We start from the raw sequence: 16605 nt of genomic DNA on the forward strand, positions 1-16605 counted from the left end.
GTGGCTCCGGTGAGCGCTGCGCGCCCACCGCCAGAAGCCGGCCGCCAAGGCGGCCTAGTGCGGACTTTCCTTGCCGGGCGCTGCGCGCCAACGGCCAACGAATCACCTATCTTGATTGTCTGACAATATCTTTCGTATCGGTACAACCTTCGGACCGCTGCGCGCCCCGGCCGATCAACCGCTACCGCAGTGGGGCACGCTGCGCGCACCCCACTGTGGTACGGCTACTACTCCCCCACAGTGAAATTCACATCGAGATACGAGAAATTGTCCCGTAGATGCTGCCGTACATCGTCCAGATCTACGGACTCGTCCGCATCTTCTTGGCTACGCGCCGATCGCGTCATTGTTAATGAAACTGTGACATCCACTTCTACATCGAAATCACGTTCTCGGCCTTCGAACCCCCACTGTTCGCAGAACCTCTCGAACTCGCTGCACAGACTGTTCTCGTCCGCCCATTCGCATGCAGACTCATTCAGCCGCCTGATCCACTCGTGATGGTTCGCACGCTCGGTATTGGCGCTCTCGCGTACGGCCTGCAAGGTCCGTTCGACGGCGGCCCGTTCGTGGATCGGCCGCACGTACTCACCGAACCATGCGGGAGCGACCCCAGGTGACACAGTGACCGGTGAGATGTCACGTGGACGCACCAACCCCGTCCAGCTCTTGTAGGTGTGCTCCACGGCCATCAACGGCTCACGCCACACGACAGCAACGCTTGCATGGGTCTCGGTGGCATTGCGCTCATCGACCGAGAACCATCCTGACGCGGCGATACCGCCGCGTCCATCACTTATCTGCACATAGGTCCCCTCTGCGGGGTATCCCGCAACCAGGGGCTTTGGCAAGGCCTCGAGCACGACGGCCCGGTTCGACCAGTCGGCACCCCCTAGAGACCCATTGTCGAAGGCCACCTCGAGCACGGACGCAACTGGTAACACTGAATCGACGATCGATGTCATGGCAGATTTCAGCCTCTCAATTCGGGTGACGGATGGTCAGTCCGCCGATCAACAGAACGCCTCTGAATCTACCATCGAAACACTTGCACTGGAAGACGTAAGAGTCATCGAAACATGTTGATAAACAGAGCGTTTGGGATCACAACTATCAGCAGGACGCAACCCGGCAGCAGCCGCAATTGTCCCCGACGCACTCGGTGCCGGGGACCGAGTGCGCAGGCGATTTTACCGAGCCTGACAGAATAGGACTGCTCAACTTTCCCTACAGGAGATCGACTGACATGGCACCGAAAAGGCCCGATGAAACGCTGCACCGACTCCGCGACTGGACGCACGGACAACTGTCGGAGCGCCTCGCTGCCCAGATCCTTCTCGCAGACGACTTCAAAAACCTCGACCCCTCTCAGCCGATGGGCGGTCCCGACAATGCCCACGACGCAATAGCCCACCGCGACGGCAAGAAATGGGTCATGGCGGCCTATTTTCCGAACACCAGAAAAACTTTCAGCGCAGTCAAGAAGAAATTTCTGGGAGACGTTGCCGGCGTGGCCACCAACGGTGCCAACGGCATTGTCTTTGTAACCAACCAAGCTCTGACGGTCGGAGAGCGAACCAAACTTTCCAACCTTGCGTCTTGCGATGTCGAGCTCTACCACCTCGAACGGTGCGTAGCGATCCTTGACATGCCCCGCATGGGCCCTGTACGCCGCCAGTTCTATCTCGAAGACGAGAACTCAGACGATCGAGTTAACGGCAACCAGACCGGCGGCGACACCACCGCCCGTTTCATGCTTTCTACCTATGACATGAAGGCAGGCACCGCTCAACACGCCGCAGTTCTCAAGGACGGTCAGTATCCCCTCTACGACCTATCGCTGAGAATCGTCGACATGAATGTCAGTCCCGGCACCGATCTACACCGCCTCGACTGGGGGAACCTCGTCGCGCCGGCCGAGTACTACAACGTGAATATCAGCCTCCCGGACTCGGCGTACTGGAGGATCTTTTTCACCGCACGCAATGGCCAGTGGCATCAAGATCTGATTCTCAAGCGATCGGACCCGGACAGCTGTTGGCTTGCAGCCACCCGCGTCATCGGCCTCCAACAAGCACCCCATCTGCAGCAGCTGGACCTGGAATTCATTCATCGCTTCGGAGCTCCAGAATGGCTCCCTTAATGGCCAACTCGCGCGGTCTGCACCCGCCCGGCCAGCTGTTGAACCGCCAGGGATCGACATTCTGTCGGTCGGTAAAGGACAGGCCGGGGGCCGCCCGATCGCTTCGCACGCCCGTTTTCGTCGGGCTGCACCAGATTCTGCCTTGGGTGCGCCTCCACTCAAATACACAGGGCCGGACAAGCCATAGAGGGCATGATTGATCCTGTGCCGGACTACGACATCAATCAGCTGGGAAGCCGGCCCTTCGAGCAGCTCGTCGTTGCGCTGTGCGTCCGAGCAATCGGGGCCGGGATAGAAGCCTTCGGCGACGGCCCCGACGGAGGCCGCGAAGCGACCTACGCCGGCACGATTGACTGGTCCGCCGGCACAGACGATCACGTGCACGAACACTGGACCGGGTACACCGTATTCCAAGCAAAGTTCCACTACGACCAGGGTGACCCGGCATCGAACCTCGTCTGGTTCAAGAAGCAAATTGACGCCGAATTGCTCCGGTGGGTCGAAGCCATGGACAAAGGGTCGCGTATGCGTCCACCTGACTACATGGTGTTCGCCTCAAATGTCAGATTGTCGAGCAATGGAGTCTCCGGTGGCATCGATCAACTGAACAACTACCTGCTCGGCAGGCTCCACGATGACAAGGACCCCATTCACGGCCTCGGGATTCGCGCCATCCGCATCTGGCACCATGCGCAGATCACCGCGCTAATCGACGGGCACCCGAGTGTCCGCTATGCATTCCCTGCCCTTCTAACGATCGGGGATGTTCTCGCCTGTATCGGTGCCAACACTGCACCAGGAAGCAGTTCTTCCGATCTCGGACCCGCTATGAGACTTCATGCGGCACAATGCCTCCGAAACGAGCACTGGGTTCGATTCTCGGAATCTGGAGCAACAGCAGGCCAACGAGCAAAGCTAGAAGAAGCGGGACGCGACCTGCCAGGACGCTACGAGAGTCCGGACGGACACCCCCACGATGTGCAGACAATTGCGCACATCATCGAGCACGCCGATCAAGTCCTCCGCAGCGGCCTCCAAGACCGCGTACGACGACCGCACTGGGTCATCATCGGCGGACCCGGACAGGGCAAAACAACACTCAGCGCACTGATCGCACAGATCTACCGCAGCGGCCTTCTGTCCCGCGGTGACATGACACCCGAAGTTGCCACAATCACCTCGGCCACGCAGAGCGCGATGGAACGCTCAGGAATCACAAAGCCACGAAACCTCCGTTGGCCCATCCGCATCGACCTCGCACTGTACGCAGACGAACTGTCGTCGGTCCCGGATTTGAGTGTCCTCGGATACCTCTCAAAAGTCATCGGCAACCGCGCCGGTCGCACTCTCAGTCCCGGCGATCTTGAAGGGTGGTTACGCATATGGCCGTGGATCGTCGTACTCGACGGTCTCGACGAGGTGAGCGCAGCTTCCATGCGTCGACTCCTGATCGAACGGATCACCGATTTCATGGAAGCTGCGGACCAGCTCGACGCAGACCTACTGCTGGTCTCCACAACTCGGCCTTTGGGCTACGACGAACGCTTCGATAGCGACTTGTTCACCGAGCTCACGTTGAGTCGCCTCAATTCCACGCAATCGCAACGATTCGGAACCGACCTCGTTCGGTTGAGGCTGGCTGACGACGCCGAAAGACGCGACACCGTCCTACGCAGGCTACGAACCGCGGCCAAAGACCCGAACACAGCACGGCTGATGGAAACCCCACTGCAAGTGACGATCATGTCGTTCATTGTCGAAAGCTTCGGGACCCTACCGCTCGACCGCTACAGCCTCTTCGAGCTGTATTACCGAACCGTCTATCAACGGGAAATTGACAAGCCTGGGGTCCATGGCCTGTCCGCACTGCTCAACGAACATCGACCCGATGTCTTCCATTTGCACTGCCAAGTCGCGCTCGAACTGCACGTGGCCGCCGAAAGCAGCAGCCGCTCGGAAGCAACAATGCCTGCGTCGAGACTCGACGAGATAGTGCGGACCCGACTCATCACCCAGGAGTTCGGTCCCCGAGACGTGAGCTCTATAGCGAGCAGACTGGTCAGGGCTGCCACGCACCGACTGGTTCTACTCGTCCCTACTGACGACCGAGTAGGATTCGAAGTTCGCAGTATGCAAGAACTGATGGGAGCAAACGCGCTGACGATGGGACAAGACACGAAAGTCCTCGCCCTGCTTCAACTCACCGCCCACCACCCCCATTGGCGAAACACATGGCTTTTGGCCGCCGGCCGAATCTTCAAAGAACGCGAACATCTACAAAATGATCTGGTGCAGCTAGTCACCGCCTGCGATCGCCGAAGTGGCGGCCTCCACGAGACGGTCCCAACAGCCCCTATGCTGGCCTGCAACGTCCTCGATGACGGCTTCGCTTCCAGAGCACCCAGTTCCCGAAGGGCCTACATAAGCGCAGCGATAAGTTGCCTCGACAGCTACCCCGGACAGGACTTCAATGGTCTTGCAATAGCACTGTCACACGCGTGCAACAGCGATGACCTGACTCCTGTGTTCACCGAACTGACTGCCGCACTTCGCGGACGGGGCATCCGACAGATCAATGCCTACTTTCTCCTCAGAGCACTTCGGAATAGCAAACAGACTTTTCACAAAGCTGACTTCATCCTTAGAAACAACGAATTACCACCCCAAACGATGCAAGCGGTCACTAAGTGGGCCACCCCCGTCTCGGATAAACGCGCGGCGCACCGAGCTGATGGACCACCCCTAAACGGAATAGCGATCTATGATATCTTGACCGCGGAGCTGGAGACCCAAGATCGATTCGGGCTCAACGACGCTCAGTACCAAAAATTCGACACATTCCTCGTCTCTTTTTCCACTGTAGAAACGTTCGTGGACCACGAGTTCGGAACACTGACCATTTTGATCGACCGAACTACGCCCATAATCCTCAACGGGCTATCCGCCGTCATGGACGACCCAGACACAGAAACCGCCGTGACCCTACTGCTCGACTCGCTACCAGTCGAGCACTGGCCGATCACGGCCACCATTCAACAATTGCTGCGTCCCCTTGTCGCTCGCAGACCTGTCGGTCCTGCCGTTATCGACGAGTTCGGGGCCGATTTCCCAGCAGCCACACAGATATGAACATCGACAGCACGTGCGACATACACTTCGACTCGTATCCACGAGGTACTCTCTCGATCATGACACTCATCCAGTCACTGGATCAGGCCAACTCCAAAACTGAGGTCGATAGCGGACTCACTGCAGGAGAACGCCGTCGAGCTCATGCATAAGGATCGGTGAAGCGCGTGGGCATAGAGGACAATATCCATGGTCTCGATGACGCCGAGCGGGCCCGCTTGAAGATGGTTCGCGAGCGGGAGTCTCGAGAAGAAGCCGAGGGCTGGCTGGCTGTCACTGAGTTCGTGAGATTGGCACAGGAGTACGGGGTTTCGCCTCGCCCGGTGCCGGCCCTAGGCCCCTATATCGATGCTGATTTCTTGAATCGGACGTGCTGGAACGGTCGCCAGATCTTCGAGTCATCGGTCATCGGTTGGTCGTTCATGCAGATGCGCGATCCGCACGCAGTCGGTGTCGACGGCACCCTCTACCGGGTTCGTCAGGACGTTCGACGCAGGCGGATGGCCCTATTCGGCGTGGGGTCGATTCGACCCGCTGAGATCGCACCGATTGCGGTCGAGTCGTATCCGCTCGGACATCTGTCCAGCAGCAACTCATATGACGAGTCCGGGGGTTGGACGTTGATCGAGTACATGACAGGTTTCCTGCGCACCAGTCGCAACCTCTCGACTTAGTCTTGAAACCCGTACGCGCAGCCACCCGGCTCGCCCAGTTTCCTTCTCTGGGCGGGCCGGGTGGGTGTCCGTGTTCACGATGCGCGTTGCGGCGACCTCCGATGCAGGACAATGCATGTGATAGCAGTGACGGCCATGACCGTGGCTCCGATCCACGCCGCGACGGTATACGCGCCGTCGTTGGGGAACTCACCGGTCGTGCCGGCCGCGAGCATGAGTCCGCCGGTAGCGCTGCCGAGGGAGAATCCGACGCTGCGAACGACTTGGTTGACGCTCATTGCACTCGATGTCTCGTCTTTAGGGGTGACAGCGAGGATGACGCCGGGCATCGCCGAGGAGAAGCTACCCACGCCGAAGCCCAGGATGGCCATTGCAACCAATAGCTCGACGATGTTCGTGCGTGCCGTCGCAAAGATCACGAACGATATGAGAACAATCACCGCGCTGGCCGCGAGAACCAAAGGGGCACCGATGCGTTCACGTGCCCGCGGTGTCACTTTGCCCGCGACGAATCCGAGCGCGGAAAATGGCACGAGGACGAGTCCGGCGACGAAAGTGGTCAGGCCGAATCCGTATCCAGTGCTGCTGGGGGTTTGTGCGTAGCGAGTGATCAGGGTGAGCAAGAGGTACATGCCGATGCCGCCGATGAACATTGCGACGTTCGCTCCCGCGACTGCCGGGTGCCGTAGCAATCGAATGTCGACCAGGGGTTCTCTGGTGCGACGTTCGATCAGTGTCCATCCGGCGAGGAGCACGATTGCCATCACTGCGAGTACCAGGGCACCGGTGAGGTGACTTTCCCACAGGCTGGTCTCGCTGGCGAGAAACAGCACCAGAAACAGCGCTGCGGCCAGCAGTGCTGCGCCGGGCAGGTCCACGTGAGCCGACCGGCCAGCGGGTGAGGCCGGGATGCTGCGATAGGCAGCCAGGAACGCGATCACGGTCACGACCACCCCGAGTCCGTATGCAGCTCGAAGGCCGCCGACCTCGACGAGAAGGCCGGCCAGTGGATAACCGATGCCGATGCCGATGGTCGACGCGACGGAGACCAAGGCGATGGTGGAGGCCGATTTTTCTTTGGGGAGGTGATCGCGGGCGACGCCCATCATGAGGGCGGTCAGGCCGAGACCGACTCCCTGTGCGGTGCGTCCGACGAGCAGCCATGCGAACGGCAGTGGGATCACGGTGAGGACACTGCCGGTCACCACGACGGCGAGGGTCGCGAGGATGGTTGCTCGTCTGTGGGGGCCTGCACCGAGTCGTCCGAGGACAGGGGTCGCGATGGCTCCGGCCAGCAACGTGATGGTCAGAGTCCACTGGGCGCTGGCAAGTGATACGTGCAGTGTGGTGGCGACACTGGTGATCAGTGGTGCCCCGAGGCTTCCTACCGCGGCGACCACGAGCGCTATGAACACCAACGATGGAACCAGCAGCTTCGGCGGTTGGGACTCGTGAGTGACCGCGTCGGCGCTCATCGGTTGGTCTCGCTGGTGATGTGATCGAACAGACCGGACTGAATGCGTGTTCGCACGCCTTCGGACCATGGCTCCTCCAATTCGGATACCTGCAGGGCAGCGGCATTGTTCAGGAGCATCCCGAAGGCCAGGAAGGCCTTGATGGTGACGGCGTCGAGCCCGGTGATGTCGGCGACGGTCTTCCACATGCGCCCGAAACTGTTCCGGACCGCGTCGCGGACTTCGGGGTCGCCGCACGCGGCGAACCCCTGTAGCTGGAGCAGCAGCGCGCTGCGATCGGTCAGCATGTCGTTGTATCGGGCACCCATCAGGGCCAGTGCGTCCTGCCCGGTCGCGTCGCCGGCGGCTTCGCGCATGCCCTCGGTGAGCCGTTCGAACGACGCGGTCATGACCTCGAGGAACAGTGCTTTCTTGGTGCCGAATATTCGGAAGATGTAGGCCTGGGTGATTCCGGCCCGCCGGGCGATCGACTCTGTCGATGCTCCGTGTAGTCCACCGTTTGCGAATTCGTCTGCGGCCATCTGCAGAACCTGCTGTCTCCGGTCCGCGCCGCTCATTTTCCGCTGTTGGTCCATGCCACCGATCCTAACTTTTACAAATTAGTAATGACTAACTACTTACACTTAGCCGGAGTAACTTGTACAGTGCCATTGATCACACAGCCTCGCTTCCCGAATCGCTCGACATCCACGCCCTGGAGCTGGTACTCGGCTTCAGGCCTGATTTGGTCGGAGACACACCTTGAGCAGTAGCGACTCATCGATGCAGCCTGGATCGCAATGCCCGTACACCGGAACTGAGCAAACGCACGACGGCCCGCCCACCCGAGCGGTACCGGTCGCACCCGGTAAGTGGCCCATGCTCGGCCACATATTTCCGCTGATGCGCAACCCCTTCGACTTCTTCGCCGACCTGCGCGCGCAAAGCGACATGGTTCAGATTTTCATCGGCAAGCGTCCGATCTACTTCTTCACCACCGCACGGCTGGCCCACCACGTCCTCGTGAAAGACGCCCGCTCGTTCGGCAAAGGAATGGTGTGGGAAGCCGTACATCCATTGAGCGGCAACGGTTTACTGGCCTCTGACCGCGCGCTACACCGGCGGCAGCGTCGCTTGATCCAGCCCCTGTTCCACAAGCAGATGATTGCCTCGTACGCCAAGATCATGACCGCCGAATCCCATGCCCTCGCCGAATCCTGGGTTCCCGGACAGCGAGTCATCGTGCAAAAAGCAATGGTAGAGCTCACGCTGACCACCATCGCGCGATCGATGTTCACCGGAAGCCTACCCAAAGACGTTGTGCAAGAGATTATTCGATCGTTACCGATCTTCACCTACGGCATGGTCGCCCGCACAGTCCTGCCGTCCTGGTTGTGCAAGGCGTCGGGATTCGACAGGCGATTCATGGGCGCAGCCGACCGCCTGCGCGGAGCAGTCGATCACGTCGTGCGCACCGACCAGAGCGGAGACGGCGCAGATCTGCTCTCCCACCTTCGCGCTGCCCGAGATCCCGACACCGGCGAGGCGATGAGCGAAGACCTCATCCGAGACGAACTGGTGTCGATCATGATGGCGGGCACGGAAACAACCGCAGCGACGCTGACGTGGGCATTCCATGAGATTGCCCAACACCCGGACGTCGAACGCACACTCCGTACCGAGTTGCGCACAGTGCTCGACGGCCGGCCGGCCGAGTTCACCGACATCGACGACCTCACCTACACCCGCGCCGTGGTGAACGAAGTGCTTCGTCGATATTCACTGCTGATGCTCTTCCGCCGCGCCGAGACCGATGTCGTCATCGACGGGGTCGAGCTCCCCGCAGGCGCGGACATCATGTTCAGCCAGATCGACCTGCACCGCGACGGATCCGCCTTCACCGACCCGGATTCCTTTCGTCCGGAGCGGTGGCTCGTCGACCGCGACCAGCTACCCGACCGCACCGCCTTCCTCCCGTTCGGCGAGGGCAATCGCCGGTGCATAGGCGAGTCCTACGCCCAGGCCAAAGCGGTCATTGCACTGGCAACGATCCTCGGACGGTGGCGACTGATTCCGGCTCCCCGCCACACCGTGCGCCGCGTCGCGGCGGCGATGCCACGCCCGAACAGCCTCCCCATGATCGTCACCCCCGTCACCTCGGACAGAAGCGAGCTCAACCATGTCTGATCTCACCGTGCAGCACGCTACCAACAGCCCCGACCGACACGCAGCCACCGTAGACCCCATCGCCATTGTCGGAATCGGCTGCCGGTTCCCCGGCGGTGTCGATTCCCCCGACGCACTGTGGAATCTTCTGGCCAGTGGCGGCGATGCCGTGAGCGAGGTCCCGCCCGAACGCTGGGCCGCCGACGACGTCTACGACGCGCAGCCCGGCGTCCTCGGTCGCACCGTCTCTCGATGGGGCGGCTTTCTCGACAACATCGGTGGCTTCGATACCACGGCCTTCGGCATCACCGAATACGAAGCCGAAGCGATGGACCCGCAGCACCGTCTACTGACCCAAATGTCCTGGGAAGCACTCGAACACGCAGGCATCGCTCCGGGCTCACTCAAAGACTCGCAGACCGGTGTCTTTTTCGGTCTCGCCCACCACGACTATCTATTGCGCACCTTCGACGATTCGTTGGTCGACAACCCGTACGTCATGACCGGCAATGCCCATTCTGTGGGAGCAGGTCGCGTGTCCTACCTCCTCGGGCTTCACGGCCCCTCGGTTGCGGTGGACACCGCATGCTCATCGGGGCTGCTGTCGGTGCACCTGGGATGCCAGAGCCTGCGTTCTGGAGAAACCGATCTCGTCCTGGCCGGCGCGGCCATGCTGCAGCTCGGTCCCGAGGTCGGCGTGCTGTTTTCGCAGTGGTCGATGCTCTCACCCAACGGACGATGCGCGGCATTCGACGCTGCGGCAGACGGATTCGTACGCAGCGAAGGGTGCGCGGTGATCGCCCTCAAACGCCTCGACGACGCCGAGCGCGACGGTGACCGTGTCCTGGCGGTCATACGTGGGTCGGCGGCGAACTCCGATGGCCGATCCGACAACATCGTCGTCCCATCCGCCTCAGCTCAAGAAGCCGTGCAGCGCAGTGCACTCCGTGTGGCGGGCGTAGACCCGTCAGATGTCGAGTTCGTCGAAGCGCACGGCCCGGGAACCCCCACGGGCGATCCGGTCGAATTCCAAGCCTTGTCTGCCGTCTACGGAAACGGCGACACACCATGCGCTCTCGGGTCGGTGAAGACCAATATCGGGCACACCGAGTCGGTATCGGGTCTCGCAGGGCTGATCAAGACCGTGATGTCGTTGCGCAACAAGCAGATTCCAGGAAATCTGCACTTCACGTCATGGAATCCCGACATATCCTCCGAAGACACCCGCTTGTACGTTCCGACCGAGCTGACAGAATGGGACAACCCGGGATCACCTCGGCTGGCCGCAGTCTCGTCATACGGGTTCAGCGGAACCAACGTTCACGTCGTTGTCGGAGAAGCTGCAGCGACGGCACCCAGCGCAGACGAACCCGCAGACAGTACGACAGCCCAGCCGATCTTGCTCTCGGCCAGCACACCCCAGGCCCTGGCACAGACAGCCGGCCGCGTGGCGCAGTGGTTGACGGGCCCCGGCGCTCACGCTTCGCTCACCGACATCGGCACCACGCTCGCACGCCACCGCGAACATCGCACCGAACGTCTTGTCGCACTTGCGGCCTCACATGAGGAACTGACCGACCAACTGCGCAGCATTGCAGCCTTGCAACCCGCGACGGGTGTGGTCAGTGCTGCCATCGGCAGCCACGGCGGCGCACCGGTGTGGGTGTTCTCCGGGCAAGGGTCTCAATGGGCGGGAATGGGGCGCGAACTGCTCTCCACCGAACCGGCGTTCGCAGCCATGATCGATGAACTCGAGCCGCTCATCGCGCGCGAAGCAGGGTTTTCGGTACGTGGTGAACTCGTGGCCGACGAGACCGTGACCGGGATCGAGAAGATCCAGCCGACCATCTTCGCCGTGCAAGTTGCTCTCGCGGCGGCGTGGCGCTCACGTGGCGTGGAGCCAGCCGCGGTCATCGGCCACTCGCTCGGCGAAGCCGCGGCTTCCGTTGTCGCCGGCGCGCTCACCCTCGACGACGGCGTCAAGGTGATCTGCCGGCGTTCCCAATTGGTCACCCGGATCGCCGGCGGCGGCGCGATGGCCACAATCGAGCTACCCCACCTGCAGGTCGCCGCTGAGCTCGAGGCCGCCGGAATCGACGACGTCACCGTCGCGGTCATCGTGTCCCCCACTTCCACCGTGGTTGCGGGAGACCCCGCCCGGGTCAAGCAATTGGTCACCGAGTGGGACGCGCGCGATCTTCATGCGCGAACCATTGCCGTCGACTATGCATCCCACTCACCGCACGTGGACTCGATTCTCGACGATGTCGCGCTACAGCTCGAATGCCTCGCCCCCGACGCCGCGAAGATTCCGGTCTACAGCACTGTGCTCGAAGATCCGAGAAAACCCGCGGCCTTCGATGCCGGGTACTGGGTCGACAACCTCAGGCGGCCGGTGCGTTTCGCAGATGCCGTGACTGCCGCGGTGCTGGACGGGCACCGAATTTTCGTCGAGCTCTCACCACATCCACTCCTGACCTACGCCATCACCGAGACCGCGACATCGATCGGTCGAGATGCCACCGCTATCGGAACGCTGCGCCGCGACGGAGACCAGTCACTGGGCCTGCTCCCCCAGTTGTCGGACCTGCACTGCAGCGGCGTCACCGTCGACTGGGAGCGCGTATACCCCTCTGGTCAGCTGGTCGACGTTCCACTTCCCACCTGGGCAGGAGAAGATCTCGGCGTCCTGGCCCTGCACGTGAAAAAGCCCGGAGCCAGCGTCGACGCTCATCCGCTGCTCGGCGTCCACATGACACCGATAGACGCCGATGACGAGCACCGATGGCAGGCCACCATGAGTGGCCGCGATCTGCAGTACCTCGACGATCATCAGGTCCATGATCAGCCAGCACTGCCCGGTGCGAGCTACTGCGAGATGGGGCTTGTCGCCGCACAGTCGGTCTTCGCAGCCGACCTGGGCAGCGTCGAGATAACCGATCTCGTCATCCACGAGATGCTTCACCTCCACGAGAACACTGTGGTGTCCTCTCGCACCCGGCCCGAGGGACACGAATCGGTTCGGTTCGAGTCACTGACCCGCCACGACGGCGATGCATCGACCCTCCTTGCCAGCGGCACACTCCGAATCAGGCCACCCGTCGAACCCGAGCGTCTCGACGTTGCCGAGTTGTTGGCCTCCCATCCGACGCCTCTGGACACCAAAGACGCCTACGCCAAGTTCCACGGGGCTGGCGTACACCACGGAGCCGCGTTCGCAGCGATGACCGCGCTGCACCTGTCCGACGACACCGGTACAGCGCAGACCGTCTTCGCTGAAGTGTCGCTTCCCGCCACCGCGCGAAGCCAAGTCGACGCGTACTCCCTACACCCCGTTCTGATGGATGGCTGCCTTCAGACCTTGGCGTCTCACCCGGCCCTCATCCGCGACGCCTTCCCCACCGGAGTTGGTTCGCTGCGGGTACACCGCAACCCCCACCACGCTCGCTACTGCCTTGCTCAACTGCACCATCTCGACGAACAGCTCGCGATCGGCGGCATAACACTGCTCGACGAGGACGGCACCGTCGTCGCCGAAGCCACCGGCGTGCGGCTGGCCACCGCAGACCGGCGACTGGCCGAACGACTCCTCACCGTCGAGTGGGAACGCGCCGACCTCCCCGCGCCCCAAACACAGGCCGGGCGATGGCTCGTCCTCACCGAAGCAAGCACCACTGACCCACTGACCGTCGACCTCGCAGCCGCGCTGGGCAACGACATCGATATTCGCGCCTTTCACACCGACTCCGACGCACTCGACGCCGACCTAGCGGCGCATCCTCCGCATCAGGTGGTGGTGCTCTGCGCCCCACCGACCAACACCGCAGACCACGACACTGCGCAGCGCGCCCAAGACCGCATCCGACAGCTCATCGAGCTCGTTCGCGTCCTCGTCGAACGTACCGACACACACCGGCCGCGATTGTGGGTGGTGACCCATGATGCTCAGAGGGTCGGCTCCGGCGACGGCCGCAACCTCGAGCAGACTGCGGTACGCGGCCTGTGCCGAGTGATCGGTCACGAACACCCCGAGCTCGGTATCCGTCACCTCGATGTGTCATCCCCTGCCGAGCCCACACTGGTGGCCCAGATCCTCCTCGCCGACGACGACGCAGACGAGATCGCATTACGCGACGGCGAACTCTTCCTGGCGCGGCTGAAAGTGGCCCCGCTGCGCGATAACGAGCGCCGACACCGCCCCATTCGTTTCGGGCGTGATCGCTACGCGCTCGCTCCCCAACACGCCGGCGACCTCGGCAGCCTCGAACTGGTCGCAACCACCGCCCGTCCGCCCGCGGCCGACGAGATCGAGATCGCAGTCGAGGCACTCGGCGTGAACTACGCCGACGTCCTCAACGCGATGGGTCTGTACAAGACCGTCGACGGCGCACCGATGCCCTTCGGATTCGACTGCGCCGGAACAGTTGTCTCCACCGGATCATCGGTCACCACATTCCGACCCGGCGATCGCGTGGCCGCAATGCATCCAGGCGTCTTCGAGTCTTTCGCAGTGGTCCCCGCATGCAAAGTCAACCGACTTCCCGACGACGTCACGTTCGCTGCTGCAGCTGCGCGGCCCAGCGTGTTCGCCACTGCGTGGTACGGGCTTCATCGGCTGAGCAGGATTCGTCCCGGTGAGCGGGTATTGATCCACTCGGCGACCGGCGGAGTGGGGCTCGCAGCGATCGCGGTTGCTCGACACCTCGGCGCAACCATCTATGCCACCGCAGGTACCGCCGCCAAGCGGCAGTACCTGCGCGACATGGGCATCGAACGTGTCTTCAATTCTCGATCGACCGCGTTCGCCGAGCAGATCCGAGACGTCACCGGCGGCGAGGGCGTCGACGTTGTACTCAACTCGCTCACCGGCGCCGCGCAACGAGCTGGTTTGGACCTGCTGCGCATCGGCGGCCGATTCGTCGAGCTCGGCAAGAAGGACATCTACGCCGACTCCAAGATCGGGCTGTTCCCGTTCCGTCGCAACATCTCTCTGCACAGTGTCGACTTGGGCGTTCTGCCCTACGACGAACTCGGCGATGTCCTCCGCGAAGTACACGAACTGCTCGCCTCGGGCGCTCTCACCCCGACCCCGCACACCACCTATCCGCTCAGCGATGCCAGCACCGCGTTCCGCACCCTGGCTGCGGGAGATCACATCGGCAAGCTCGTTCTGACCGTTCCACAGGACGGTGAGGGGCACGCAGCGATCCGCCCCGACGACGTACCGGTGATCCGCGCCGACGGCTCCTACGTGGTCACCGGCGGTTTGGGCGGTCTCGGCCTCATCCTTGCGCGGTGGTTCGCCGAACACGGTGCCGGACGGGTCGTCTTGAACGGCCGATCCGCGCCCTCGGTCGAGGCGATGGCACTCATCGACGAGTTGCGTTCGGGTGGAACCGATATCGAGATCGTTCGCGGAGACATCGCGATCGGGGACACGGCCACGGACCTGGTCCGTGCTGCCACCGCCACCGGACTGCCGCTGCGAGGGGTCATTCATGCAGCAGCAGTTGTCGACGACGCCGCGATCACCACGGTCGACGATGCGTTGATGGAGCGCGTGTGGGCACCGAAGGTGCACGGCGCGTTGAAGATGCACGAGGCGTGTGCGCACAGTGAACTCGACTGGTGGTTCGGATTCTCCTCGGCCTCGGCACTCGTGGGTTTCGCGGGTCAGGCATGCTATGCCTCGGCGAACGCACTGCTCGACGGCCTCACGATGTGGCGGCGGGACCACGGCTTGCCAGCTCTGAGTGTCAACTGGGGAGCGTGGGCCGAGTACGGGCGCGGCACGATGTTCGCCGACCGCGGGAACGCCATGATCGACCCCGACGAGGGCCTCCACGCGTGCGATGCGCTCCTACGCTACGACCGGCCGCGCGCGGGTTACCTCCCGATCCTCGACCCCGGGTGGCAGTCGATGCTCGCAGACAAACTTCGCACCTCGTCGTTCTTCGCGGCCATCCCTGCCGATCGAGGCGCAGAACGCGGGATCGACCTGACCGCATCTACCTCGTTGGCAGAACTGCAGAATCTCGAACCCCCAGCGCAGCAACGATTTTTGGAGAGCATCCTCACCGCACACGCCGCGGAGATTCTGCGCGTCGACGCTGCTGCACTCGACCCGGACCGATCTCTGGGCGACCACGGCCTCGACTCTCTGATGGCGCTCGAACTCAGCACCCGGATCAACCGGGAATTCGACATTCGGGTCACACCCAAACAGATGCGCCAAGACTCCAGCCCCGCGGCGCTCGCCCTGCACATCGCAGCACAACTCAACCTCGAGGCGGTGCAGTAATGGACACTCCACAATCCCAACGCGACACCGATCGCACCCGCCCCCACATCGTGCACGCCGCAAGTGGGATCATCAGCCTGCTGGTGTTGGCGTCGACGATCTTCGTGTTGGCACCGATCCCGCCTTTCGGCTCACCGGAGGACGAGGTGGTGACTTTCTACGCCACCCACACCACCAGCGGATACATCTACCAGTTCGTCGCAGGCATCGCGTTGATGGCCGCCCTGTGGTTCCTGTGCTATCTGTACGTGCGGTTTCGGCGGGAAGTACCGCACAGTCCGCTGCCGATGCTGATGATGGCGGCCGGCACGGCGTGGGTGGGGTTCGCCACGGTCTATCTCGGTCTGTTCCAAATCTTCTCGGGCTGGGCCGCCGACCCGGACTCCCACGCACTACTGCACGCATTTTCCGATGCCTACGTACTGGGCTTCATGTTCAGTGCCGTCCCGGCCGCTGTCATCGTCGTGTCCGCAGCCCTGTGCACCACCGCCGCCGCAGGATGGCCCGGATTTCTCAAACCACTCTCGGCGATCGTCGTCGTGGTGCAGATTTTGGGCTGCGTTCCGCTCCTGGCACCCGAGAGCCCCATCAAGGCGGGAGGTTTCATCACCTATGCCAGTGTGTTCGCTGTCATTGTCTGGATTGCTGCGGCGAGCGTCGCGGCAGTTCGCAGCGAACGCGCGCCGTCATCGGAGATGCCATATCAGCAGACCGTGAACACGAGCACGGAGCGATGAC

9 protein-coding genes are annotated in these 16605 nt (G+C 62.3%); 6 read left to right on the forward strand and 3 right to left on the reverse strand.

The window, feature by feature from the left end; genetic code table 11:
* Positions 1-227 precede the first annotated feature (227 nt).
* Positions 228-965: a hypothetical protein gene (locus CH290_RS27940; protein WP_141214626.1), complete on the reverse strand. Its 738-nt coding sequence runs from the start codon at positions 963-965 to the stop codon at positions 228-230.
* Positions 966-1246: 281 nt separating this feature from the next.
* Between CH290_RS27940 and CH290_RS27945 the strand changes: the two genes are divergently transcribed.
* The 3 genes from CH290_RS27945 (at position 1247) to CH290_RS30575 (ending at position 5946) form a co-directional block, all read left to right on the forward strand.
* On the forward strand, positions 1247-2143 hold the full coding sequence (locus CH290_RS27945; RefSeq protein WP_032364853.1) for a hypothetical protein: 897 nt from the start codon (positions 1247-1249) through the stop codon (positions 2141-2143).
* A gap of 192 nt (positions 2144-2335) precedes the next feature.
* Positions 2336-5272, forward strand: a complete 2937-nt coding sequence (locus CH290_RS27950; RefSeq protein ID WP_032394243.1) for an NACHT domain-containing protein — start codon at positions 2336-2338, stop codon at positions 5270-5272.
* 359 nt (positions 5273-5631) lie between these two features.
* Positions 5632-5946, forward strand: coding sequence for a hypothetical protein (locus CH290_RS30575; protein ID WP_033188529.1), 315 nt, complete (start codon positions 5632-5634; stop codon positions 5944-5946).
* Between the two features lie 74 nt (positions 5947-6020).
* Here CH290_RS30575 and CH290_RS27960 read toward each other — a convergent pair whose 3' ends face one another.
* Together CH290_RS27960 and CH290_RS27965 are read right to left on the reverse strand one after the other, a co-directional pair.
* Positions 6021-7421, reverse strand: coding sequence for an MFS transporter (locus tag CH290_RS27960; RefSeq protein ID WP_032364850.1), 1401 nt, complete (start codon positions 7419-7421; stop codon positions 6021-6023).
* On the reverse strand, positions 7418-7996 hold the full coding sequence (locus tag CH290_RS27965; RefSeq protein WP_230591897.1) for a TetR/AcrR family transcriptional regulator: 579 nt from the start codon (positions 7994-7996) through the stop codon (positions 7418-7420). The genes CH290_RS27960 and CH290_RS27965 overlap by 4 nt, the downstream gene beginning before the upstream one ends.
* A gap of 187 nt (positions 7997-8183) precedes the next feature.
* Between CH290_RS27965 and CH290_RS27970 the strand changes: the two genes are divergently transcribed.
* From CH290_RS27970 to CH290_RS27980, 3 genes are read left to right on the forward strand one after another with little or no spacing between them, the layout of a single operon-like run.
* Positions 8184-9587 (forward strand): cytochrome P450, encoded by a 1404-nt coding sequence (locus tag CH290_RS27970; RefSeq protein ID WP_230596631.1) that lies wholly within the window; start codon positions 8184-8186, stop codon positions 9585-9587.
* The gene (locus tag CH290_RS27975; protein ID WP_052049305.1) at positions 9580-15867 is read left to right on the forward strand and encodes a type I polyketide synthase; all 6288 of its coding nucleotides are present in this window, start codon (positions 9580-9582) and stop codon (positions 15865-15867) included. The genes CH290_RS27970 and CH290_RS27975 overlap by 8 nt, the downstream gene beginning before the upstream one ends.
* A complete protein-coding gene (locus CH290_RS27980) occupies positions 15867-16604 on the forward strand; it encodes a hypothetical protein (protein ID WP_052049304.1) in 738 nt (245 codons plus the stop codon). The genes CH290_RS27975 and CH290_RS27980 overlap by 1 nt, the downstream gene beginning before the upstream one ends.
* Position 16605: the final 1 nt, after the last annotated feature.

Source organism: Rhodococcus sp. 06-156-4 (genome assembly GCF_002259345.1).
In the GTDB taxonomy this organism is placed as follows: domain Bacteria; phylum Actinomycetota; class Actinomycetes; order Mycobacteriales; family Mycobacteriaceae; genus Rhodococcoides; species Rhodococcoides fascians_E.

Bases quoted from the DNA above. Each gene is read 5' to 3' on its own strand.
- CH290_RS27945 (WP_032364853.1), top strand. From the start codon at position 1,247: ATGGCACCGAAAAGGCCCGATGAAACGCTGCACCGACTCCGCGACTGG.
- CH290_RS27965 (WP_230591897.1), bottom strand. From the start codon at position 7,996: ATGGACCAACAGCGGAAAATGAGCGGCGCGGACCGGAGACAGCAGGTT.
- CH290_RS27950 (WP_032394243.1), top strand. From the start codon at position 2,336: ATGATTGATCCTGTGCCGGACTACGACATCAATCAGCTGGGAAGCCGG.
- CH290_RS27960 (WP_032364850.1), bottom strand. From the start codon at position 7,421: ATGAGCGCCGACGCGGTCACTCACGAGTCCCAACCGCCGAAGCTGCTG.
- CH290_RS27980 (WP_052049304.1), top strand. From the start codon at position 15,867: ATGGACACTCCACAATCCCAACGCGACACCGATCGCACCCGCCCCCAC.
- CH290_RS27940 (WP_141214626.1), bottom strand. From the start codon at position 965: ATGACATCGATCGTCGATTCAGTGTTACCAGTTGCGTCCGTGCTCGAG.
- CH290_RS27975 (WP_052049305.1), top strand. From the start codon at position 9,580: ATGTCTGATCTCACCGTGCAGCACGCTACCAACAGCCCCGACCGACAC.
- CH290_RS27970 (WP_230596631.1), top strand. From the start codon at position 8,184: ATGCAGCCTGGATCGCAATGCCCGTACACCGGAACTGAGCAAACGCAC.